The organism is Salmonella enterica subsp. enterica serovar Typhimurium str. LT2, assembly GCF_000006945.2.
Classification (GTDB): domain Bacteria; phylum Pseudomonadota; class Gammaproteobacteria; order Enterobacterales; family Enterobacteriaceae; genus Salmonella; species Salmonella enterica.
Genome location: NC_003197.2, coordinates 1457398 through 1479983 on the forward strand (window position 1 = coordinate 1457398; position 22586 = coordinate 1479983).

General features: G+C 50.3%; 19 protein-coding genes and 18 other annotated features. Of the genes, 5 read left to right on the top strand and 14 right to left on the bottom strand.

Annotated features, from left to right (window positions below; all coding sequences use genetic code 11):
* Positions 1-3: 3 nt before the first annotated feature.
* Positions 4-9, top strand: a ribosome-binding site (putative RBS for ynhA; RegulonDB:STMS1H001615).
* Both ynhA and ynhG read left to right on the top strand, forming a co-directional pair.
* The gene (gene ynhA / locus STM1374) for a putative SufE protein (protein ID NP_460339.1) occupies positions 4-428 on the top strand. Within the gene, positions 12-428 belong to an annotated coding region; the region does not span the whole gene. (Overlaps the previous feature by 6 nt.)
* A gap of 141 nt (positions 429-569) precedes the next feature.
* Positions 570-575, top strand: a ribosome-binding site (putative RBS for ynhG; RegulonDB:STMS1H001616).
* Positions 570-1584, top strand: a protein-coding gene (gene ynhG, locus STM1375) for a putative LysM domain protein (protein ID NP_460340.1). Within the gene, positions 583-1584 belong to an annotated coding region; the region does not span the whole gene. (Overlaps the previous feature by 6 nt.)
* Positions 1585-1650: 66 nt before the next feature.
* Here the strand turns inward: ynhG and lppB are convergent.
* From lppB to ttrB, 10 genes are all read right to left on the bottom strand, one after another.
* A complete protein-coding gene (gene lppB, locus STM1376) occupies positions 1651-1890 on the bottom strand; it encodes a putative methyl-accepting chemotaxis protein (RefSeq protein NP_460341.1) in 240 nt (79 codons plus the stop codon).
* Positions 1891-1972: 82 nt separating this feature from the next.
* Positions 1973-2222 (bottom strand): murein lipoprotein gene (gene lpp, locus STM1377; RefSeq protein NP_460342.1). Within the gene, positions 1973-2209 belong to an annotated coding region; the region does not span the whole gene.
* Positions 2217-2222, bottom strand: a ribosome-binding site (putative RBS for lpp; RegulonDB:STMS1H001617). It overlaps the preceding gene by 6 nt.
* 297 nt (positions 2223-2519) lie before the next feature.
* Positions 2520-4055, bottom strand: a protein-coding gene (pykF, locus tag STM1378; RefSeq protein NP_460343.1) for a pyruvate kinase I. Within the gene, positions 2520-3932 belong to an annotated coding region; the region does not span the whole gene.
* Positions 4028-4036 (bottom strand) — a -10 signal (putative -10_signal for pykF; RegulonDB:STMLTH004487). Its footprint overlaps the gene before it by 9 nt.
* Positions 4047-4055 (bottom strand) — a -35 signal (putative -35_signal for pykF; RegulonDB:STMLTH004487). Its footprint lies within the gene pykF.
* 82 nt (positions 4056-4137) lie before the next feature.
* Positions 4138-4152: a protein binding site (putative binding site for FruR, RegulonDB: STMS1H000186), on the bottom strand.
* Between the two features lie 181 nt (positions 4153-4333).
* Positions 4334-5683 (bottom strand): putative amino acid permease gene (gene orf48 / locus STM1379; RefSeq protein ID NP_460344.1). Within the gene, positions 4334-5677 belong to an annotated coding region; the region does not span the whole gene.
* Positions 5678-5683 (bottom strand) — a ribosome-binding site (putative RBS for orf48; RegulonDB:STMS1H001618). Its footprint overlaps the gene before it by 6 nt.
* A 15-nt stretch (positions 5684-5698) precedes the next feature.
* Positions 5699-6595, bottom strand: a protein-coding gene (gene orf32 / locus STM1380; RefSeq protein ID NP_460345.1) for a putative hydrolase or acyltransferase. Within the gene, positions 5699-6592 belong to an annotated coding region; the region does not span the whole gene.
* Positions 6590-6595, bottom strand: a ribosome-binding site (putative RBS for orf32; RegulonDB:STMS1H001619). It overlaps the preceding gene by 6 nt.
* 55 nt (positions 6596-6650) lie before the next feature.
* Positions 6651-7395, bottom strand: a protein-coding gene (gene orf245, locus STM1381; protein ID NP_460346.1) for a putative cytoplasmic protein. Within the gene, positions 6651-7388 belong to an annotated coding region; the region does not span the whole gene.
* Positions 7390-7395, bottom strand: a ribosome-binding site (putative RBS for orf245; RegulonDB:STMS1H001620). It overlaps the preceding gene by 6 nt.
* Before the next feature lie 4 nt (positions 7396-7399).
* Positions 7400-8633 (bottom strand): putative regulatory protein, deoR family gene (gene orf408, locus STM1382; protein ID NP_460347.1). Within the gene, positions 7400-8626 belong to an annotated coding region; the region does not span the whole gene.
* Positions 8628-8633 (bottom strand) — a ribosome-binding site (putative RBS for orf408; RegulonDB:STMS1H001621). It overlaps the preceding gene by 6 nt.
* A 315-nt stretch (positions 8634-8948) precedes the next feature.
* The gene (gene ttrA / locus STM1383; protein ID NP_460348.1) for a tetrathionate reductase complex, subunit A occupies positions 8949-12019 on the bottom strand. Within the gene, positions 8949-12011 belong to an annotated coding region; the region does not span the whole gene.
* Positions 12004-13034, bottom strand: a protein-coding gene (ttrC, locus tag STM1384) for a tetrathionate reductase complex, subunit C (protein ID NP_460349.1). Within the gene, positions 12004-13026 belong to an annotated coding region; the region does not span the whole gene. The genes ttrA and ttrC overlap by 16 nt, the downstream gene beginning before the upstream one ends.
* Positions 12014-12019: a ribosome-binding site (putative RBS for ttrA; RegulonDB:STMS1H001622), on the bottom strand. Its footprint overlaps the gene before it by 6 nt.
* Positions 13027-13779, bottom strand: a complete 753-nt coding sequence (ttrB, locus tag STM1385; RefSeq protein ID NP_460350.1) for a tetrathionate reductase complex, subunit B — start codon at positions 13777-13779, stop codon at positions 13027-13029. The genes ttrC and ttrB overlap by 8 nt, the downstream gene beginning before the upstream one ends.
* Positions 13029-13034, bottom strand: a ribosome-binding site (putative RBS for ttrC; RegulonDB:STMS1H001623). (Overlaps the previous gene by 6 nt.)
* 157 nt (positions 13780-13936) lie before the next feature.
* Positions 13937-13942, top strand: a ribosome-binding site (putative RBS for ttrS; RegulonDB:STMS1H001624).
* Between ttrB and ttrS the strand changes: the two genes are divergently transcribed.
* From ttrS to orf70, 3 genes are all read left to right on the top strand, one after another.
* Positions 13937-15721, top strand: a protein-coding gene (gene ttrS / locus STM1386; RefSeq protein ID NP_460351.1) for a tetrathionate reductase complex: sensory transduction histidine kinase. Within the gene, positions 13943-15721 belong to an annotated coding region; the region does not span the whole gene. It overlaps the preceding feature by 6 nt.
* Positions 15691-15696 (top strand) — a ribosome-binding site (putative RBS for ttrR; RegulonDB:STMS1H001625). It overlaps the preceding gene by 6 nt.
* The gene (gene ttrR, locus STM1387) for a tetrathionate reductase complex: response regulator (RefSeq protein ID NP_460352.3) occupies positions 15691-16316 on the top strand. Within the gene, positions 15696-16316 belong to an annotated coding region; the region does not span the whole gene. Before ttrS ends, ttrR begins: the two co-directional genes overlap by 31 nt.
* Before the next feature lie 78 nt (positions 16317-16394).
* Positions 16395-16400 (top strand) — a ribosome-binding site (putative RBS for orf70; RegulonDB:STMS1H001626).
* Positions 16395-16626, top strand: a protein-coding gene (gene orf70, locus STM1388; RefSeq protein NP_460353.1) for a putative cytoplasmic protein. Within the gene, positions 16414-16626 belong to an annotated coding region; the region does not span the whole gene. It overlaps the preceding feature by 6 nt.
* A 95-nt stretch (positions 16627-16721) precedes the next feature.
* Here the strand turns inward: orf70 and orf319 are convergent.
* From orf319 to ssrA, 4 genes are all read right to left on the bottom strand, one after another.
* Positions 16722-17692, bottom strand: a protein-coding gene (gene orf319, locus STM1389; protein ID NP_460354.1) for a putative inner membrane protein. Within the gene, positions 16722-17681 belong to an annotated coding region; the region does not span the whole gene.
* Positions 17687-17692 (bottom strand) — a ribosome-binding site (putative RBS for orf319; RegulonDB:STMS1H001627). It overlaps the preceding gene by 6 nt.
* A gap of 161 nt (positions 17693-17853) precedes the next feature.
* Positions 17854-18582 carry a putative regulatory proteins, merR family gene (gene orf242 / locus STM1390; RefSeq protein NP_460355.1) on the bottom strand — a complete coding sequence of 243 codons (729 nt, stop codon included), beginning with the start codon at positions 18580-18582 and terminating at the stop codon, positions 17854-17856.
* A 178-nt stretch (positions 18583-18760) separates the two neighbouring features.
* The gene (gene ssrB / locus STM1391) for a secretion system regulator: transcriptional activator (RefSeq protein NP_460356.1) occupies positions 18761-19404 on the bottom strand. Within the gene, positions 18761-19399 belong to an annotated coding region; the region does not span the whole gene.
* Positions 19399-19404: a ribosome-binding site (putative RBS for ssrB; RegulonDB:STMS1H001628), on the bottom strand. Its footprint overlaps the gene before it by 6 nt.
* Positions 19405-19429: 25 nt before the next feature.
* Positions 19430-22199, bottom strand: a protein-coding gene (gene ssrA / locus STM1392; RefSeq protein NP_460357.1) for a secretion system regulator: Sensor component. Within the gene, positions 19430-22192 belong to an annotated coding region; the region does not span the whole gene.
* Positions 22194-22199 (bottom strand) — a ribosome-binding site (putative RBS for ssrA; RegulonDB:STMS1H001629). (Overlaps the previous gene by 6 nt.)
* Positions 22200-22586: the final 387 nt, after the last annotated feature.

The following is a 22586-nucleotide window of genomic DNA, read 5'->3' on the forward strand; positions in this document are numbered from 1 at the left end:
AGTGAGGTTTTATGGCTGCGCTACCGGATAAAGAAAAACTGCTGCGTAACTTTACGCGTTGCGCTAATTGGGAAGAGAAATATTTATATATTATTGAGTTGGGGCAGCGCCTGGCGGAGTTAAATCCGCAGGATCGTAATCCGCAAAATACGATTCATGGCTGTCAGAGCCAGGTGTGGATCGTGATGCGGCGAAACGCCAACGGCATTATCGAATTGCAGGGCGACAGCGACGCGGCGATCGTTAAGGGCCTTATGGCGGTGGTATTTATTTTGTACCACCAAATGACGGCGCAGGATATTGTGCATTTTGATGTCCGGCCATGGTTCGAAAAAATGGCGCTTGCGCAGCACCTCACACCTTCTCGTTCTCAGGGGCTGGAAGCAATGATTCGCGCAATTCGCGCTAAGGCCGCCACTCTTAGCTAAACTGTACAGACAGCGTTCTACCTGATGTCAAATCCTTTGTCGGACGGCGACGTCGCTTTATCCAGAGTGGATAGAGCGTGTATTTTGTTATTCTGATAAGCGAAGCGCTACCAGTCGTCGCAGAGGGCATCACCAGGAATACAGGAGGTTTGGTATGAAACGTGCGTCTTTCATTACGCTAACTATTATCGGCGCGTATAGCGCGTTACAGGCAGCCTGGGCGGTTGATTATCCATTACCGCCCGAAGGCAGCCGTCTTATTGGTCAGAATCAAACCTATACCGTACAGGAAGGTGATAAAAACCTGCAGGCTATAGCCCGGCGTTTTGATACGGCGGCGATGCTCATTCTTGAAGCGAACAATACGATTGCGCCGGTGCCTAAGCCCGGTACGCTAATTACCATTCCCTCGCAGATGCTATTGCCGGATGCGCCCAGGGAAGGCGTTATCGTCAATCTCGCGGAGCTACGGCTGTATTATTACCCGCCGGGAGAAAACCGCGTACAGGTGTATCCCATCGGCATCGGTTTGCAGGGACTGGAAACTCCCGTCATGGACACCCGGATAGGGCAAAAGATCCCCAACCCGACGTGGACGCCGACGGCAGGCATACGCCAACGTTCGCTTGAGCGGGGGATCACGCTGCCGCCGGTGATCCCTGCCGGGCCAAATAACCCGCTGGGACGCTATGCGCTGCGTCTGGCGCACGGTAATGGGGAATATCTCATTCATGGCACCAGCGCGCCGGATAGCGTAGGTCTGCGTGTGAGTTCCGGTTGCATTCGCATGAACGCGCCGGACATCAAGGCGTTATTTGCGCAGGTCAGAACGGGGACGCCGGTAAAAGTGATTAACCAGCCAGTGAAATTCTCTGTCGAGCCGAATGGCATTCGTTATGTAGAGGTACACAGGCCGCTATCGCCGGAAGAAGAGCAAAACGTGCAGACAATGCCCTATGTGTTGCCTGCGGAATTTACCGCGTTCAGAAACGCGCAAGGGGTGGATAGTCGCTTGGTCGATAAGGCGCTATACCGGCGAGCCGGGTATCCTGTCAGCGTGAGCGCCGGGCAGACGCCGGCGGTAAATACGACCGCAGTCGAATCCGCTCAGAACGGTTTTGTCGGGGAAGAGGGGCAAACGCGCGCGACGCAGTAGCCTTTGCAGCAAACGACGGACAAAAAAATGGCGCACGATGTGCGCCATTTTATATTGTGCGTCAAATTATTTACAGATGCGGAATACTTTGTTGTCCAGACGTTGGTTCGCGCGAGCAGCATCGTCTTTAGCAGCCTGAACGTCGGAACGCATTGCATTTACGTCATTACTCAGTTGCTCAACTTTAGCGCTCAGCGTCTGTACATCGGAAGACAACTGATCGATTTTAGCGTTGCTTGAACAACCTGCCAGTAACGTGGAACCCAGAACTACTGCACCTAAGATCAGCTGGTTAGTACGGTTCATAACAATAACATTATACTTTGTGTGGTTATGTGGGTAAAAAAAATGGCGCACGATGTGCGCCATTTTTATTACGCAGGTACTATTACTTACGGTATTTAGTAGCCTGGTTGTCCAGACGCTGGTTAGCGCGAGCTGCGTCGTCTTTAGCAGCCTGAACGTCGGAACGCATTGCGTTCACGTCGTTGCTCAGCTGGTCAACTTTAGCGTTCAGAGTCTGAACGTCAGAAGACAGCTGATCGATTTTAGCGTTGCTGGAGCAACCAGCCAGCAGAGTAGAACCCAGGATTACCGCGCCCAGTACCAGTTTAGTACGATTCATTATTAATACCCTCTAGATTGAGTTAATCTCCATGTAGCGTTACAAGTATTACACAAACTTTTTTATGTTGAGAATATTTTTTTGATGGGAATGCACTTATTTTTGATCGTTCGCTCAAAGAAGCATCGAAATGCATGAAAGTCCCTAAAAAACCGAAAGAAAACAGGGGGCTTCCATCGGATTCTTCTTAGATAATCCGCAATTAGATAGTAAAATCCGATTTGATTTTTTTATTAATAGTGGCTATCGATTAAATAAAAAAAGCGCCGGAAGGGCGCTTTTTTAAACAAATTAATTCACACAACAATTATTACAGTACGTGAACAGAGGCGGTGTTAGTGGTGCCGCTTGGAACCAGCGCGCCGGAGACCATCACTACGACGTCGCCTTTCTGGGCGAGGCCGCTTTGCAGGGCGACATCTTTGCCCAGACGGTAGAAATCATCAGTAGAATTGATTTCTTTCACCAGCTGCGATACCACGCCTTTGCTCAGTACTAACTGACGGGCGGTCACTTCATTGGTGGTCAATGCCAGGATGGTGGCGTCCGGGAAGTATTTACGCACGGCGCGAGCGGATTTACCGCCCTGGGTCGCTACCACGATCAGCGGCGCTTCCAGTTTTTCGGCGGTTTCTACCGCGCCGCGGCATACTGCTTCCGTAATGCGCAGTTTACGGCTGTCGTTGTTGTAGTCCAGACGGCTGTTCATGACGCGGTCGGTACGTTCGCAGATGGTCGCCATGATAGAAACGGCTTCCAGCGGGTATTTCCCTTTTGCGGATTCGCCGGACAGCATAACCGCATCCGTACCGTCGAGGATGGCGTTCGCAACGTCGCCTGCTTCTGCGCGGGTCGGACGCGGGTTTTTGATCATAGAATCCAGCATCTGAGTCGCGGTGATCACGACTTTACGTGCGCGGATACATTTTTCGATCATCATTTTCTGCGCAAAAATCACTTCTTCAACCGGGATTTCTACGCCCAGGTCGCCACGCGCAACCATGATGCCGTCGGAAGCTTCGAGAATTTCATCGAAGTTGTTCAGGCCTTCCTGGTTTTCGATCTTAGAGATAATCTGGATATTTTCGCCGCCGTGAGCTTTCAGATGCTCGCGAATTTCGACAACGTCAGAACGTTTACGGATAAAGGACGCCGCAACAAAGTCAACGCCCTGTTCGCAACCGAAGATCAGGTCCTGTTTGTCTTTTTCAGCCAGCGCCGGCAGAGCAATAGAAACGCCCGGCAGGTTAACGCCTTTGTTCTCGCCCAGATCGCCGTTGTTCAGCACCTTACAAATGACTTTATTGCCTTCGATGGCGGTCACTTCCATACCGATCAGACCATCGTCAACCAGGACGGTGTTGCCAACGCTCAGGTCGCTGGTAAAGCCTTCATAGGTGACGGCAACGATTTCATTATTACCGACCACGGATTTGTCGGTGGTAAAAGTAAAGGTTTGGCCCGCTTTCAGCGAAACGTCGTTACCGCCTTCCAGTTTAATGGTGCGGATTTCTGGTCCTTTAGTATCAAGCAGAATAGCGGCTTTTTTACCAGTTTTGCTCATCACGTTGCGCAAATTCTGGATACGCTGACCGTGTTCTGCATAATCGCCATGAGAGAAGTTCAGACGCATCACGTTCATGCCCGCGTCCAGCATTTTGCTTAACATCTCTTCGGATTCGGTTTTCGGACCGATAGTACAAACAATTTTCGTCTTTTTCATGACAGTCTTAGTCTTTAAGTTGAGGAGGATATGGAAATCTGGCTTCGGGCGCGCACGGCCCGGAAGCTAAGCCTGTGTTGCTAAAGTGATGATGCCTCGCTCTAAGGATAGGTGACATCGAAAGAGCGTGCAGAGGAATGTGTGCTCGCGTTTCAGCCCAACGGGAAGGGGATAATTTTAGTCGTTGAGTTTTACAGTCCAATGCGCTGAAACCATTCAAGAGACAATTGGCGCGCATTATACGCTGAAATTTACAAAAAAGGAAAATGAAAACCCTGTTTCAAAAGACATCTGTGCAGATCCACAACGGTTTGTTATTACGCTGTTTACGATGTCGCTGGCGATAACGCCGCCCGAACAGGGGCGGCGTTGCGCAACAGCGGGTGTTGTTGCGCATAATGTCAATCGAGCAACTTTTTGCCTTCCAGGTCGATGGCGATGTTTTGGTTGTGTGCTTTTCGATAGCACAGAATCGCTATCCCGATGGCCGCCCAGCTAATTCCGAGTATCAGAGCGTGAATGTTCATGTTTAAACAGACGTAGCCGATGACGATCATCCCCATGATCGGCGAAATGACATGGGCGAAAATGCGCCGCTGGGCTTTCATCCGGAAATTGAACAGGATAAACACACACAGGTTCACGACAAAAAAAGCGAAAAGCGCGCCAAAGTTCACCAGCGTGGAGATAGATTCAATCTTGCCGGAAAACAGGTAGCTGAGCAGCAGGGTGACGCCGCCGGTAAACAGAATGGCATAATCCGGCGTTTTACGCGTGGTATGGACGTGAGCGAGGAAGGCGGGCAACATTCGGTCGCGCCCCATTGAAAATAACACTCTGGACACCGCCGTTTGCGCGGTAATAATGTTGCCGACGGCGCACACAAACGCCACAATGATGGAAAACGCCACTTTGAGCCAGATACCGCCAACGTTGCCGGCAATGGTGAAAAATGCTTCATTCGTCGCATTACCTTCCGCGAAGCGGTCGACGTTACCGGTGGCGAACGCCGCAAACGCCACAACGATAATAAACAGTACCGTCGCCAAAACTAACGCCAACAGCGTTGCTTTACTGACGGCGCGTCCCCCGCCTTCGCTTTCTTCACTTAATGTACTGATAGCGTCAAAGCCGAGAAAGTTCAGCGCAGCCACCGAAATCGCCGTCGCGATGAGCCCTGGGGTGAACCACTGTGAATCGAAAAAAGGCCGGAAGGAAAGCGTTATCTGACTACTGTCCAGCAGCATCAGACGGACAATGAGTAGCACGAAAATCGCCAGAATACCGAGTTGAATAAAGACCAGTAACTTATCGAATTTCGCCGTTTGCTGTATCCCGAGATAGTTGACTCCGGTGCCAATAGCCACATAAATCAACGGCCAGACCCAGACCGGGATTTGCGGTAAAATAGCGTGGACCGCGACGCCGCCCAGCACTGCCACGAGCGTAGGGAACAAAAGATAATCCAGCAGTAATATCCATCCGGTCAGAAACCCTACGGCGGGATTAATGCATACGCCAGCATACGCATAGGCCGAACCCGACGAGGAGATATGCTGCGATAAGGTAGAGTAGCTGTACGCGGTAAAAAACATCGCGATCGCGCCAATAATATAAACCAGCGCAACCATACCGTGCGAAAGATTATAAACGACGCCATAAAGAGAGACTGGCGCGATAGGCACCATAAACACCAGACCATAAAGCACTAAATCGGTAAGAGACAATTTTTTGACTTTTTTCATGATAAATACCTTAATGGCTTTTTATGCCAGATCGCGTAAAAACGCGCTTACCGCTGCGAGGCAGGGCGCGATATTTTCTTCATGCGGGTTATGGCTGCTGCCGGGAATAGTGACCGCGCGGCAGTCTGAAATGTGAGAGAGAAGCGGAGAGACGACGCGCTCGGTTGCCTGATCGTTTTCGCCGCGTAGTACCAGAACAGGACAGCGTATCTGGCACAAATGGGGCGTAATATCCCAGTCGGCAAGTTTGCCATTTGCCGCCAGTTCATTGGTTCCCCATAAAATGTGATAAACCGTAGGGTCGGCGGCGAACTGCGCATTAGAGCGCTGAACATGAACGGCTTCTTCCGCGAGGGTATAAACGTGTCTGGCATAATAAGCGACCAGCTGTTCCGGTGGGTTTTGATAAATGACGGCGGGCATAATGACGTTTTTGATATCGTCATCGGACATTGGCGTCAGAGCGTTAAAGAGCCGTATGGCTTCCTGTTGCCACAGGGCGATACTGGCCGGCGAACTGGCCAGTATCGTCCCGCGAAGCCCGGCAGGCTGTAAGCAGGCGTGCTCTGCGGCAAGCATTCCGCCCCAGGAATGTCCCAGTATCGAATACCCGTGTCCAATACCCAGGTGATGAATTAATTGGGTTAATTGACGGAGATAACGCGCAATAGTCCAGAAAGACGCGTCAGCATGAGGAAAATGCGTTGAACGACCGCAGCCATATTGATCGTAAAATATTACCATGCGCCCGTCATCAGCCAGACGGCGATAATTTAATAAATAATCAAAGCCGCCAGAAGGGCCGCCATGAAGGATAATGAGCGGCGTGAGTAATGATTTTCTGTCTCCATAAATCCGATAGCTTGTCAATATGTTTTCAGAAAACATTTCGCCATAGAGATAAGTATCATTCATATTCTTAATGACTCAGTGTGTGGCAGGGCAGGCGAAATTTATATTCGCCTGGATAATATTATTTTTTTATTGTGTGTAAAACATTACACCAGAAGGTGGCGTAATGTTCCCATTGCAGAAACTGCGGACTTCCCCAGTGCGGCGAACAATCACTGGCAAAACAACATACTTTCCCTTTATGGTAAGTACCCATAACTAACAGTGGATCGCCATTAATTTCAGCAAGGACCTGACTATTTTCTTTGGCGATAAGCTTGTTATAGCCCAACAGCGGCGGCCATTCGCTAAATGGCTGGGTAATAACATGCTCTACCGCAGTATTTACTGCTTTACATCCTTGCGGTAGTTCTACGCGGTCATCTACATCCAGCATATCAACCGGCAATACTTCCGCCAGAACCGTATTTTTATAATTGGCTTTTGCTTCTATTCCCGTAAAGGATAAATACCCGCCGATCATTAACAGACCGCCGCCCTCAGCAACATAATCGGCGATAAGTTGTAATGCATCAGGAATAATGTCCATATTATAAAACGTTCTGTTTTGTAGCAGGAACGTATTGCTACCGATATCACTGATGACGATCGCATCATAGCAGGCTAATGCTTCGGCGGTTTGTGGAAAACGAGTTTGCACAATATGGGCAGGCATGTAGTCCACATCGATATTACCCTGGCGTAAGCAGGATAATAAATAGTCTGCACCTTCTTCATATTTGCTCGATGTAAAGCTATCAAAACCTTTAGAGTGAATCATATGAATGTGCCAGGATTCGCCAATAAATAAAATTTTCATTATGTCACCTGTTAATTAATGTGAATGACTTTATTAGATTGGGTACGCATTCGATGTAAAACCTGCAAGTGCTGAGGCATACTCGACGCACCGACTTGTTCCACCGCCAGAGAAGCGAAAGCGGAGGCATATTGAATGGCTGCGACCATGTCTGCTTGTCGCGCCAGCGCGGCGGCTAAGGCGCCATTAAAAGCGTCACCGGCCCCAGCGGCATCTTTTACCACGGCGCTCCACGCAGGAATATACAACGTGCGGGCGTGCTCACAGATCAGAGAGCCACGGGCGCCAAGGGTAATGATGACTTTTTTCACCCCGGATTGCAGAATAATATTTCCGGCTTTTTTTGCATCATTAATATCAGTAATGGTTACACCGGATAAAAAAGAGGCTTCAGTTTCATTCGGCGTGATGATGTCAATATCAGATAATAAATGCGTCACCTGTTTCGTATAGGGGGCAGGGTTCAGCATGATCATTTTATTTTCTTGTTTGCCCAGACGAATAAATTCAGTCAACGCTTCAATGTTCGTTTCGAGCTGCATTAACATAACGTCAGACTCGGCGATATAACGGTGTTGCTCATTAATCTCTTGCGTGGTGAGCATCATATTGGCGCCAGGGTAGATGGCGATAATATTATCGCCATCCACGGCGGAGACATAGATCAATGCGCTACCGGTGGGTGCTTTATCTGTTTGATACGCGCTGTATGAGGTGATGCCTGATTGAATAATATGATTCATAGCAAATGCGCTGAACTGATCTTTGCCCACTTTAAAAATAAAATGTGCCGCAGCGCCAGCGTTGTTTGCCGCTAAAGCCTGGTTGGCTCCTTTACCTCCAGGATAGAATCCAAATTGACTGGCCAGAATGGATTCTCCGCTTTGTGGAAACCACGGCACGGTTGCTGAAACATCAATATTGAATGAGCCTAAAACACACACCTTGCCTGCTTTTTTTGGGTTTTCCCGGCGCAGTTTTGCATCCTGATGGATTGGCGTGGCGATAGTGCTGGAGATATCAATCTTATTTTCAGTGATAAGCTTACTCAGCGCGTCACGGTTTAAAATCCCTCCGCCATAGCAACGCTGAAGCATACCTGATTTCTGGAAATAGCGTAGATCGGAACGAATAGTCTCCTGGCTAACCTTATAAAGGTCTGAAAGTTTACTGACGCTAACACTATTATCCTTTATCAGTAAATTAATGATGGCATGACGTCTTTCTTCTTTAAACATATTGCCTCCGGGTAGTGAGTTGAATTGTATTTATGGCAATGTTGTCATGCGGTGAATTCAATCACAGATTATGCGGTCAACCGGAAGTAACCCCAAATGAATGTCAATAATCAGAAGCGCAGCCAATGTGTTAAATATTAATTGCTTACAGAAGGGGAAAATAGTTTTGTGAGTGTTGTCATATATTTTCTATGTAATATGACGGGGTGAACGTAAAATAGTTGGGCTTGCACGATTCAGTGAGTATATGCAGCCGGACAGCGTTCGCTTATCAGTCTCTACCCTCGACGAAATAAGACGATATCGCTCTCCGGCCCGGGGGTTATATACGCTCGATTTTTGCCGGCAGCCCCTGACGTACTGCCGCGCCAGAAACCCAGTCGAGCCAGGTGTTGGTAATGGTTCTTGTCGGATCGGCAAAGCCCAGATCGTTAAGATTTATGCCTGCCCTGATTTGTGGATCATACGGCATAGGCACGCCATCCAGAGAGTGCTGCGTTGCGCCCATCTCGCGGTGGCCATATCCGTGTTCGATGGCGATGACGCCTGGCATCACGCCATTTAACAAACTGATTTGCGCCACGACCTGACCGCCCGGCGTAATGATCCGTACCCGATCGCCATGTTGCAGTCCATAACGCTCGCCGTCTTGCGGATTCAGCGCCACCAGGTTTGCTGGCTTCACATGGTGTAAGCGCGGGATGACGGCTGTTGAGCTGGACATGGTATTTGATTTAAATGAAATCAGTTTCAGCGGCCATTGCCCAATGGGAAACTGGTCGTCAATCGCACGACCATCTGACAAACGCGCCGGATACCAGACCGGGCAACCGCTGAAGCGCTCCCCGGTGATGGCGTGACGGTGGGCGGCGACATCTGCATTCCAGATCTGTAAGGGTTTTTTCCACGCGTTACCTAACCGTTGCTCCGTATAGCCGCTATCCTCGGGCGCAAACCGGCCGCCACGCGAGTAGATAAACGCCACGCGACCGACCTCATCAGCTTTAAGCGTGTGCTGAATTGCTGGCAGAATGCGGCTGACGCCGGTAAGCGAAATATCTTCCTGATTTGCCAGCGCGACCGGCGTCTTGCCCATAAAGGCGATATTAGCGGCTACGCGCAGATAGAAGTCTTCCGCCCGGTTCAGTGGAAAAGTATTGCCCTGCGGATCGGTTATCGCCCGGTCGCCGAAGCCGGGCAGATGGAGCCGTTTTGCTACCGCAATACAAAATGCTTCCATTGAGACAGGTTGCCCGTCCGCCGTGCGGTGAGTGGCGGGGGCGACAACCGGCCAGCGGGCGGTAGTGGCTTTACTGGCTACGCCGCCCCAGGGCGCCGTAAAGCCCCAGCTCTCAAAATTGTGCGTATCCGGCACAATGTAATCCGCCAGCGCCGTCGTTTCATTCATAAAGGCGTCAATCGCGATAAAGAGCGGCAGTCGGCGAGGGTCTTTTAGTTTTTCTTCCGCCACGGCGCGTAGACCGGGAACACCGTAAAACGGGTTGCTCATATTGGAAATCCAGGCTTTAAGCGGATAAGGATAGCCTTCGAGCGCGGAGGTCAACAGTTCGGTAAGCTGGCCTGCCACAAAGGGATACCACGGCGCTTTGGCTGGATAAGGGGATTGCCCACCGGCAATTTTGTCGCGGTATTCTTCCGATGCTTCATAAGCGGTTTTGCTACGGGCAATACTTAACCCGGACGGTTTCACTTTTCCGGCAAAACTGTTCATGTTGTAGCGGGGGCCGTCGCTAACGCCGTTGAATTTGCCGCCGCCGACAAAGACGCCGCCGGACAAGCTGAGGTTGCCGATCAGCGCGTTAAGCATCATGACCGACCAGGCGTTATAAAACCCATTGCCGGCCATCATGCCGCCGTGACTGATGACCGCAGCTTTACGTCCGTGACTGGTAAAGGTTTCCGCCAGCGCGATAATTTGCGCTTCCGGCACGCCGCACTGTTCGCTGTATTGCGCCAACGAGAGCTTTTCTGCCGCCTCTTTCAGGCGTTGCAACCCGCTCTTCACCGTGACCCGTTGGCCGTCGGCGAGCGTAACGTACTGCGTCACGAAAAGCCGTGCCTGTCGGCAAGTGGACGCATCGACCAACTCGCCGTCGGTATTCAGTACGACAGGGGTCTCTTCGCCATCGGGCGTAAGATGGCGCAGCGTCAGGTGTTGTCCGGCAAGCGTCGGCAGCTCATCCGCAATGACCAGGTGCGTGGCGTTGGTCCAACTTTGCTCGCCGGCCTGCTGCATCGCCTGTACGCCGGGAATCGCCAGATAATCAGCATTATAACGTTGATTATCCATGATCCAGCGGATCATCCCCATTGCCAGCGCCGAATCACTGCCGGGCATGACCGGTTGCCAGCGACCGCGAGGATCGGCGAGCACCGTTGATAAGGGGAGGGCGGGGGCGACCACGACGTATTGAAAATTCTCACGCAGTCGGGCGCTCGCCAACTGACGTGCCTGGCGTTTAAACGGATTGCCGGACTGTGCCGGGGAGGTGCCCATAAAGAGCGCAAACTCCACGTTTTCCCAGTCGGGTTTGACATGCGGGTTTTTATCCAGATCGCCCATCAATGCCCCGGAGCCGGCCCGGTAAGCCAGTCCACAGTAGGCGCCATGCGCGCCGAAATTCTTGCTGCCGAAGCTATTTAGCGCAAAACGACGCAGAAACGCATCGCGGCCTTCGTCGCTGGTATTCGTGACCAGTAACTGATTGGTTTTGGGCCCGAAACTGGGGTGCTTTGCGTCAATTGGCGTATCCGGCGCATGAATAGCGCGCAGTCCGTCCACATGACCTTCGCCAAACAGATCGCCGCCTTCCACGACTTCTTCAATAAGTTGCTCAAAGCTGATGCGCTGCCATTTCCCTTCGCCGCGTTTACCCACGCGTTTCATCGGTTCAAGCAGTCGTAGCGGACTGTACAGGCTTTCCAGCAGCGTGGCGCCGCGCGCGCAGGCGGTTGAGCGGGCGTCAAGACCGCTTTCTCCCGCCAGTTGCTCCATGGCTTCGCTAAAAGGGACGGACGAGTCAATCGGGTGTTCCTGCGACAAGGGGTGATAGGGATTGCCGGCGATGCGTATCACTTTGCCATCGGCATTAACCCGGGCGCGGATACCGCACTGTGTCCAACAGCCGAAGCATTGCGTCATGGCGATGGTTTGTTGTGGATTTTGCTGCCAGTGTGTTTGCGCCTGCGCCTCCGGAATTAACGCATTGCCAAAGATGCGGTCGCGCGTTACCTTGCCGGACGTCCCGTTTAACAGGCCATCAATTGCGCGTTTCGCCACATCACGGTAGCTCAGACCAAAAGTGACCATCCCACCGACGGCGAGACCGACTTTTAGCCACTGACGACGGGTTAAATTAGCCATGTTGTAATCTCCTGGTGAGTCCGTTCAGCGTTTCACGAATAATAATCAGTAGCGCTATCCACAGGCCGAAGGTGCCGAGAATAGCCAGCCAGCCATCCGTTCCGCCTGGTAACGAGTAAGGGTTAAATTGCGCGTTGAACTTGGGGACGGTTTGTACCTGAATCAACAATGTCCAGCGCATCAGCCAACATAGCGCCAGCGCGCTGAGAACCAGCAGGACGCGTCTTAGCTGTGATAACGGATGGCGTAGCGCCAGGCTACAGAACAGCAGTGTGCATACCCACAGCGCTACCCAGCCGACAGCGTAATATTTGGCTGACAGGGCGACGGTAATCCACTGACGGATTGCCGTGCCGGAAAGCGTATCGCCGCTAACCCACATGGCCACAACCAGCCCCAGCGCCGCCAGCGTCCAGATTTGTCCCCACAATATTTTTGGCAGCCTTACCGAGTCGCGTCGGGCGGCGACAATCATCAGCGCGAAGAACGCCTGTAAGGCGCTAAGAAACATCGCCACGGGGAAGGCGTAGCTAAACCAGATTGGGCGCGCCAGCACAACGGAGACTTCGCGGCCGGTATAAATCAACAGGCCCACCGCGCAAAGCGCGCTGGCTAACGCCAACCATTTAGTGACGTTGTAACTTTTATTGAATAATCGTTTAATCTGCTGCGCCAGGAACCACAGAGCGAGAAATCCGGTAAACAGCGGCAGGAATAACGCTCCCCAGGGCATCCACGACCAGGGCGTCGGCCAGGCATAGAAATGCCAGACGCGGGCGGTCTGGTGCAGATCCGCCGTCAGCGCCAGCGGTGCGGTAATCGCACAGGTAATGGCAATCAGTAATGCCCGATTTTCTTCTGTTGCGGCGTCTTTTTTCCGCCAGTGAAGATAACAGGCAAACAGTGCGGCGCAGGCGGCAATGCCAATAAAAAAGAAATATTGTACCGCCCACGGCAGCCAGCTAATGTCCTGCGGGTGAGCCAGCACTTCTTCAATGATGAGTGAATGCGTCATTCAGACCTCCTGCCAAAGCGCGGGCTGCGCACGGCCCATTAATGGGGTGACAAAGGCGTCGTCCAGACCCAGGTAGAAAACATGGGGCGACGTGCCGTTTTCCGGCTTTAATACCTTGATAGCGTCGCGATGCTGATGAAGCATGGTGGCGATGCGGCTATGGGGATCTTTGATATCGCCAATAATACGCGCGCCGCCGACGCAGGACTCTACGCAAGCGGGTAACAGTCCGGCTTCCAGACGATGGACGCAAAACGTGCATTTATCGGCAGTTTGCGTTTCATGATTGATAAATCGGGCGTCGTAAGGACACGCCTGGACACAATAGGCGCAGCCGACGCAGCGTTTGTTATCCACCACCACAATGCCATCTTCCCGCTGAAAGGTGGCTTGTACCGGGCAGACCGGCACACAGGGGGGGTTATCGCAATGGTTGCACAGACGCGGCAACAGCACATTCGTGACTTCCTGACTACCTTCACGCTGGACCTGGTATTGGTTCACCGTCGTACGAAACGCGCCTTGCGGCGTTTGGTTTTCAATAGTGCAACTTACGGTACAGGACTGACAGCCGATACAACGCCGCAGATCGATAAGCATGGCGTAACGGTGTCGGGGAGAGCCTTCATGCCGCTCCGGCGAAAAAGGAAATTTCGCTTCAGCCAGCGGAACCAGCGAGGCGCCAGCGGTCAGGACGCCAAGCTGCTGGAGAAATTGCCGTTTACTGCTGTCCATATTGACTCCCGTCCACATTGCCAACAATGAAACATTTGTCACGATGTTGGTTCATGTGTAATGAATAAAAAATGTCGATGATTTACAGTGTAAAAATCGAGGCGGGGTGCGCTCTATTGTGGTTAACCACATACCCGGCTTGTTGTTGATCTAAAACAACATAATTGACAGGGATATTGGGGTGAGAGGTAAAACCGTAAGGCGCCTGGCGGTGTTGGCGGCAGTAGGGCTACTTTGTCATGGCGCGTGGGCAGGGACGTGGAATATCGGTATTTTGGCCATGCGCGGCGAGGCGTCTACGCGTAGCCACTGGCAACCGTTGGCAAAGACATTAAGCCAACAGCTTCCAGGCGAAACCTTTCACATCCAGCCGCTGGATCTGCATCAAATGCAGGAGGCCGTTAACCAGGGAACCGTGCAGTTTGTGATAACCAACCCGGCGCAATTTGTCCAACTGAACAGCCATGCGCCGCTGCGCTGGTTAGCTTCCCTGCGCTCCACGCGCGATGGGAAAGCGGTGAGTAATGTTATTGGCAGCGTGATTTTGACCCGGCGCGATAGCGGCATCACCACGGCGCATGATCTCATCGGTAAGACCGTCGGCGCGATTGATGCTCAGGCGTTTGGCGGCTATTTATTAGGCTATAAAGCGCTCAGCGACGCGGGCTTACGCCCGGAGCGCGATTTTCATCTCCGTTTTACCGGATTTCCTGGCGATGCCTTAGTCTATATGCTGCGCGAAAAAGCGGTGCAGGCGGCAATTGTGCCAGTGTGCCTGTTAGAAAATATGGATCAGGAAGGATTGATTAATAAAAAGGACTTTATCGCGCTGCTTTCCCGACCGACGCCCCTGCCTTGCTTAACCAGTACGCCGTTATATCCTGACTGGTCGTTCGCGGCGCTACCTGCGGTAAGCGATGCGCTGGCGGATCGCGTAACGCGAGCGCTATTCAACGCGCCCGCCGCCGCGTCATTTCACTGGGGCGCGCCTGCGTCCACCAGTCAGGTGGAAGCCTTGCTGCGTGATGTTCGTCAGCACCCTCAGCAGCGTCGACTGTGGCTGGATGTCAAAAGTTGGTTAATCCAGCACCAGCTAATGGTCGGCGGCGTGATTCTGGCGTTCTTGTTGCTCACGCTCAATTATATTTGGGTCATGCTGCTGGTGCGTCGACGTGGAAAGCAACTGGAACGTAATAGCGTAGTTCTTCATCAGCATGAGCGGGCGCTGGAAACCGCCCGGCAAATGAGCGTGTTGGGTGAAATGACCTCCGGGTTTGCCCATGAGCTTAATCAGCCGCTTTCCGCGATTCGACATTATGCCCAGGGGTGCCTGATTCGACTGCGCGCTGCAGATGAACAGCATCCCTTGCTGCCGGCGCTGGAGCAGATTGACCAGCAGGCGCAACGCGGTGCGGATACTCTGCGTAACCTGCGTCACTGGGTCAGCCAGGCGCAGGGCAACCCGGTGCTAACCGAAGCGTGGAAGGCCATAGCCATTCGCGAGGCGATTGATCATGTCTGGCAATTGTTGCGTATGGCGCAACAGTTTCCGACAGTGACTCTGCATACCGAGGTTAGCGCTGCGCTGCGCGTAACGCTGCCGTCAGTGCTGCTGGAACAGGTGCTGGCGAATATCATTCTTAATGCGGCTCAGGCGGGCGCCACCCATTTATGGATCGTTGCTGAACGCACTGAAAACGGCATCAGTATTGTTTTACAGGATAACGCCGGGGGAATCGATGAGGCGCTATTACGTCAGGCGTTTCAGCCGTTTATGACCACCCGTAAAGAGGGGATGGGCTTAGGGCTGGCGATTTGCCAGCGGCTGGTGCGGTATGGGCGGGGCGATATCAGCATCAGGAACCAGACCGCGCCGGACGGTCTGTCGGGAACGGTGGTTACGATACATTTCTTACATGAAAATGGGGGCAGGGATGGCGACAATTCATCTACTGGATGATGATACGGCGGTCACTAACGCGTGCGCGTTTTTACTGGAAAGTCTGGGATATGACGTAAAATGCTGGACGCAGGGGGCGGATTTTTTGGCGCAGGCCAGTCTGTATCAGGCCGGGGTCGTATTACTGGATATGCGAATGCCGGTACTGGATGGGCAGGGCGTTCATGATGCGTTGCGCCAGTGCGGAAGTACCCTGGCGGTTGTTTTTCTTACCGGGCATGGCGATGTACCGATGGCCGTGGAGCAGATGAAACGCGGCGCCGTCGATTTTCTGCAAAAACCGGTATCGGTAAAACCGCTACAGGCGGCGCTGGAGCGTGCGCTGACGGTTTCATCGGCAGCGGTGGCGCGTCGTGAGATTATACTGTGTTACCAGCAGTTGACGCCGAAAGAGCGTGAGCTGGCCAGCCTGGTGGCAAAAGGATTTATGAACCGTGAAATTGCGGAAGCGATGAATATCGCGGTGCGTACCGTAGAGGTGCACCGCGCCAGAGTCATGGAAAAAATGCAGGCCGGTAGCCTGGCGGAACTGATTAGGCGTTTCGAAAAAATGGCCTCGCCAGAGACCAGAATACGAACAACGTATGAGCCATGAATAATAAACCGCGTTATTTCTTTGATTTGCATCAAATTTTGTTTAATAGAGAAGACTGTTATATTCTGTTGGTTTGATCTGGCGACGAGTAAAACGTATGACAAAACCGACAAAAGATGACGAACTGTACCGCGAGATGTGCCGGGTGGTGGGCAAGGTCGTGCTGGAAATGCGCGATCTGGGGCAGGAGCCTAAATATATTGTTATTGCGGGCGTGTTAAGAACCGCGCTGGCGAATCAACGCATCCAACGTAGCGCGTTAGAAAAACAGGCTATGGAAACCGTGATTAACGCTCTGGCGCGGTCATAGCCGCTATCAGGGTGGCAATAACGACATCGCCTTTGAATTGTCGCGATTGTCACCATGGCGGGCGGGTTACCCGCCGTTAGCGATGCGCAGGGTTATCAGGTGATGGCTAAGCGCAGCCCTAATGTATCAGGGTACGGCTCAAAATAATTCTGGCTGCGTAGATAGTCATCCGGATGTTCCGCCAGATAGTGCTTCAGCAGCGTTAACGGTGCCAGGATAGGTAGTCGGCCCGCCCGGTAGCCGAGAATCACCTCGCGTAATTCCGCGCGTTGCCTGCTGTTCAACGCGCGGTGAAAATAGCCCTGGATATGCATCAGCACATTGGTGTGATTTTTACGTGAAGCGGGGTGGCGCAGGATAGCCATCAGTTTTTCTCTGTATCGGACAAAGAAGGCATCCAGATCGTCCCACTCATGCAGACGCGCGACGAAAGGGCCAATTTCGCGGTAGCCGGCCTGGTGGTGGGCGAGAAGCTGAAGTTTGTATCGGCTATGAAACGCGAGCAAACTGTGACGACTCAAGCCCTGCGCGCGTAGCGCATTTAATTCATGTAGCGCGAAGATACGTGCGATGAAATTCTCGCGTAGTACCGGATCGTGCAGGCGACCATCTTCCTCTATCGGCAGCCAGGGATATTTGTCCATCATCGCGGCGGTAAACAGCCCCGTGCCAGCTTTGCGGCCCCTGTTACCCTTTTCATCATACAGGCGAACGCGCTCCATTCCGCAACTGGGCGATTTTGCACACACAATAAACCCCGCCAGTTCGCCTATTGTTGGCAGAAACCGATCAGCAAAGGCATTCATTCGCTCGGTGACGTCATCGTGCGGGGCATGGCTATAGCGCATCCGAATGTCGCCACAGGTCGTCTGGATAAGACGCAGCGCAGGGCGGGGCACGGGCAGGCCGATCGCCACCTCCGGGCAGATCGGTTTGTAGGCCACCCACGGCGCCAGAGAGTTCATGACAAAATCCATACGCTTATGTCCGCCATCAAAGCGTACCGTGGCGCCAGTCAGACATCCGCTAATGCCGACTACGGGTTTGTTATTCATGATTCCCCCTTATTGAAAGTACGACGACTGACGCCAATGGCGCAAAATGTTATCTCACGCTGATTTAAAACTTACACAACTTTGTTTTTTTGTCTAAGTTTTCGCGGAGATTTTTTTTGACGTAATTAAATATCAATAAGATAGAATGAGGGGAAGAAATCTATTTCAGCGCCTATAGTGTGATAACCTCCAGCGAAGCGACCACGTTGCGCCACTGGGCAAGCTGTTTTTTCTGCCCGGCAGTGAGCTTTCCGGTGGTCACCAGGAACCATTTTCTCTGGGCGAACAGCTCGGGCGCCAGCACAACTGGGGGCGAGGGAAGCACATTGAGCCGCAGCTCTTGTCCGGTACGAGTCAACGTTTCCAGCCAGATTTCACAGTGATCCGAGAGATTCCATCCGCTAATAAAGGCATTGTTGCCAGGCGCTTTTCTGTCGCCTTCAAGGCAAAAAGAGGTGTAGGCAATAATGATGCCATCCAGTATTTCGCGCAGCGTCATCACGGCGGGAAGATGCGCGGACACTTTGCTGCGCAACGGACGCAATAAATGGGTCACCAGTTCTGCGCGGGGATATTCCCGGCCACAGTCATAAATCAACTGCCGCAGCGCGTCAATTCGCCCTTCGTGGAGATGTTGAAGCATCGTCTCCTGGATCGTTATCCAGTTATCGCCCAGGCGAATAACCGGACGCGACAGTAAGGGTTTGACCTGGCTTATCGGTACGCCTTTTCTCACCCAGTCGAGAATGCTAAGCGCTTGTCGAATATCGTCATCGCTGTATAAGCGATGTCCGCCATCAGTACGCTGCGGTTTCAATAAACCATAGCGTCGCTGCCATGCCCTTAGCGTGGCGGCATTGATACCGCATAGTCTGGCAAATTCGCCGATAGAATACGACATGGTAAAGCCCGTTAAATAAGGGGATTCTACTATATCATGATCAAATGAAGACTAAGGTAGTGATAAATGGTGCGGCATACCAGGGCATCCGTATGGATTTTGTCGATGATGAGCAATACTGCGTGGCGTAAGGCTCATCAAAATATGACCAATGCTTAATACCATCGGACGCCCCTGGTTAATACTCTATTAACCTCATTCTTCGGGCACAGTTAAGTAACTCTGTCACTTTATGAACCTGTAGCTTTCTCATCATATTCATCCGGTGTGTTTCGACGGTTTTTATACTGATATGTAGCTTTTCGCTGATCCCATGATTGGTATACCCCTCGTCAATAAGTTTAAGAACCTGACGCTCGCGCAAAGTAAGCAGTTGATGATTGGTCGTGTCAGCGTTTAATTCAGCCAGGATAGCTTCCCGATTCAACGTTGGGTCAATGTAACGCTTGTTTACTGCTACTGTTTGCAATGCCGCTAACAGAACTTGCTGACTACTGCTTTTTAAAACATAGCCATTAGCACCTGCGGCTAAAGTTTTAATGGTCATATACTCTTGTTGGTATGCTGTGTAAACCAGAATATTCATTGCTGGCCAACGCTGATGTAATTGAGGAATGATATCCAGGCCATTGATGCCAGGTAGACTAAGATCAAGGATAAGTATGTCAGGCTCGTATGCACAACAGGCATTATAAACCTCAAGACCATTTTTAACATGCTCTACAATTTTAAAATGAGGCCAGGGTAATAAGGCATTCATAATGCCGTTAATGATGATTTCATGATCGTCTACTAATAAGATCTTATATTCTTTCATTTTGCTGCCCTCGCGAAAATTAAGATAATATTAAGTAATGGTGTAGTTTTTGAAGATCATACGTATTTTCTGGCGTAAGTCGGTTAGTTCCTCCAGCGCGATGATTTTCCCCATTTTTACGCGATTCTCAATGTCTATGACATAGCATACCAATTCAGTCTGCCCTATTTGACCTAAACAGCCTTTTAATGTGTGAATTAACTGATCGATTTTTTCTCCAGCCGATACGGCATTTTCAATATCAGCCAGCAAGAGGTCCAGTGATTGGAAAATCTTGCTATTAATGACCATATCATCTGTCGCCAGTAGCGCTGAGCAGCGACTCGGATCCTGCTCCTGTAGCTCTATATTTCGTAAAAGTTGGTATTCTGCGGCAATACTGATGTAGCGAGCTAAGGTAGCCAATGTCACTGGTTTTGTAATGTAATGATGAATCCCATTTTTTTTACAACGATGAATATCTTCTGTCGCTACGCTAGCGGATAGTGCCACAAACATGCAGTCAGGATCTAAATTATTCGGCTCATCATGCCATAATCGTACACATTCAATACCATCTATTTCTGGCATTCTAATGTCAATCAGTACTAAATCGAATCGCTGCTGTTGTGATAAAGTCAGAGCCTCGTTACTACTGGCGGCAATAGTGACGTGTTGGCCCAGGCTGACAAGCATTTTGCCGATGATATCCCGATTAATATCGGCATCATCAACCAAAAGAATCTGCAACTGCCAGGGTGGTAACAAATTATTTATTACTGGCATATTTGGTGTACACAATATTAACTGTTGCGCCAGGTCGTAGAGTTTTCCGGAGAAATACAAAAGCTCTGCGTTGAGAAGCGCATTTTGCTGGTGGGGTGGTTCACCGCGTATTCCCCAGCAAGCCAGTTGCCGATGCAGGCAGAACGGCGCTGACAGCGTCCCTTTAATTGGTTGAGGCGGCTGGTATTCTTGTAAGGGTAATACTAGCGAGACACAGGTTCCAACCCCGGGGACACTTTTTAGTGTCAGATTACCGCCCATCATTTTAGCCAGGCTTGACGCAATAGTCAGTCCAATTCCTGTACCTTGCGAATTTGTGTCTGCTTGATAAAAAGCAGTAAAGATTTGAGACTGCTGCTGTATTTCAATCCCTTTACCGCTATCGCTAACCAGAAATATTAATTGTTCCTCATGACGCTTGACCGTCAGACGTATCCCTCCGGTTTCGGTAAATTTTACCGCGTTCCCGAGTAAATTAACCAAAATTTGCCGTAAACGGATACTGTCGGTATGAAAATAGAGAGGGACATGTTGACCGACAAAAGTACGTAATGACAGTTTTTTGCTTTGCGCTGGCCCCTGGATGGTTTGCATTGCCTGGTCCAGTAACGGCAGTAACGCTGTTTCTTCCATATGTAATGTGAAATGACCAGACTCGATGCGTGAAAAATCCAGCAGATTATTAATAATAGCTAACAAAGACAGTGTACAATTTCTGGCGGTATCAGCTAATCCTTGTTGCTCTATGTTTAAAGGGGTGGTTTGTAATAATTCAATTGCACCGAGTACGCCATTCATCGGAGTACGTAACTCATGACTTATTACCGTAAGATGAATGCTTTTACGTTTGTTAGCTCGCTCAGCGCGTTTTTTTGCTTCATTTAGCGCCTGGGTGCGCTCTGCGACTTTGTTTTCCAGATTGTCGTATTGGACTTGTAGAGTATCAAGCAGTTGGTTAAAAGCACCGGCAATACTATCTAATTCATCCAGTCGTTGTGCTGGTAAACGTGTGCTCAGCGGTGCAGTTGCGGTTTTATTAATGACATCGACAAAACGCCATAACGGTTTGGCCAGTGAGCGATGTAGTAACCAGCAAAAAGCCGACGTCATCAACACCAATGCTGTTAATGTAAAGGGGATTTGTTGAAGGATAATTTTTAAGATGCGATTATGTAGATTACCGTATGGGTACAGCGTAACCAGACTCCATCCGGGGCCATGCAAGGTTGTGCGTAATATCAGAAATCCGGGAATTTGCTGCCATCCATCATGCAGCGTTACATTTTCTAACTGTGTACGTATTTTTTGCGGGATGTATGAAAACGGCAATAAGTGGTTGTTTTGATCCAGCCATACTCGAATACTATCATCTAATGGCAGGTGGCTCTTAGTAATGAGATCGGGAAGTTTAACCGTCACCTCAAAAAATACGCCTTGCTGATCGGCAACCGCAACGGAAGCGTGCCATCCTTTGCCGTTTATGTATTCTGGTTCACTCCAGTAAAACCCGGCATGGGTTGGGTATAAAGGAAAGCTTTTTCGCGTTAAAGGCTGTAGAGTTGAATAATCTGAAGGGTTATCAGTAGATAATAACGAAATCTCATTTTTATGATTAAGAATAAAACTATCGCGACGAAAGCTATTTTCATCGATATCAGAGGACTGCAGAAAGAGACGGTGCTTCTCTCCGTTTAGCGTCGGCGTGCAATTTGAAGGACCGACAGATAGATGCCGGCTCACCTCAGGGAAAATATCGTTATGATGAATCTCAGTCGCTAATGAGCATTGATACATTAAATTTTTAGCGTCACGTTCAGCTTCTTCAAACCGTTGATTGCTTAGTACAATATTCATCTCGGATAGAACGGATAAATCCTCTATTATATGCTGCCGTTTCTGAACCATTGATATATAAGCTGCGGTAAGCACAGATAGCAGCCAAATAATTATTGTTGTTAATAAAAATAAAAAAGTTAGCCTGATTACTAAAGATGTTTGCAGCGTATTCTTGAGATTGAGCAAATTCATAATGCTTCCCTCCAGTTGCCTGTTGCAAAATCTTTGGCACTTGATCACTATCGCAGTACATATAGTTTCATCAGAAGATTAATCGATGGTGTTATCATTAGGAAGATAAATTTCTTCATATATAACCCAGTCGATGACTACAATTACTTTTTAATAAGATGGCGATGTAAAAACATCGTAACAGTTTATTTAATAAATAATTTTTCAAATTGTAAGTTTTTATGTCAATGCTGAAAATGTAATTGTGAATTTATCGGAAAATCCGAATGATAGAATCGCCTGTGACAAGGTATATGTAGACAGCATCCTGATATTGTACAAGAAGAGTATAGTCGAAATAAATGTGAATCAGGCTTTTTACGGATGTGGTTGTGAGCGAATTTGATAGAAACTC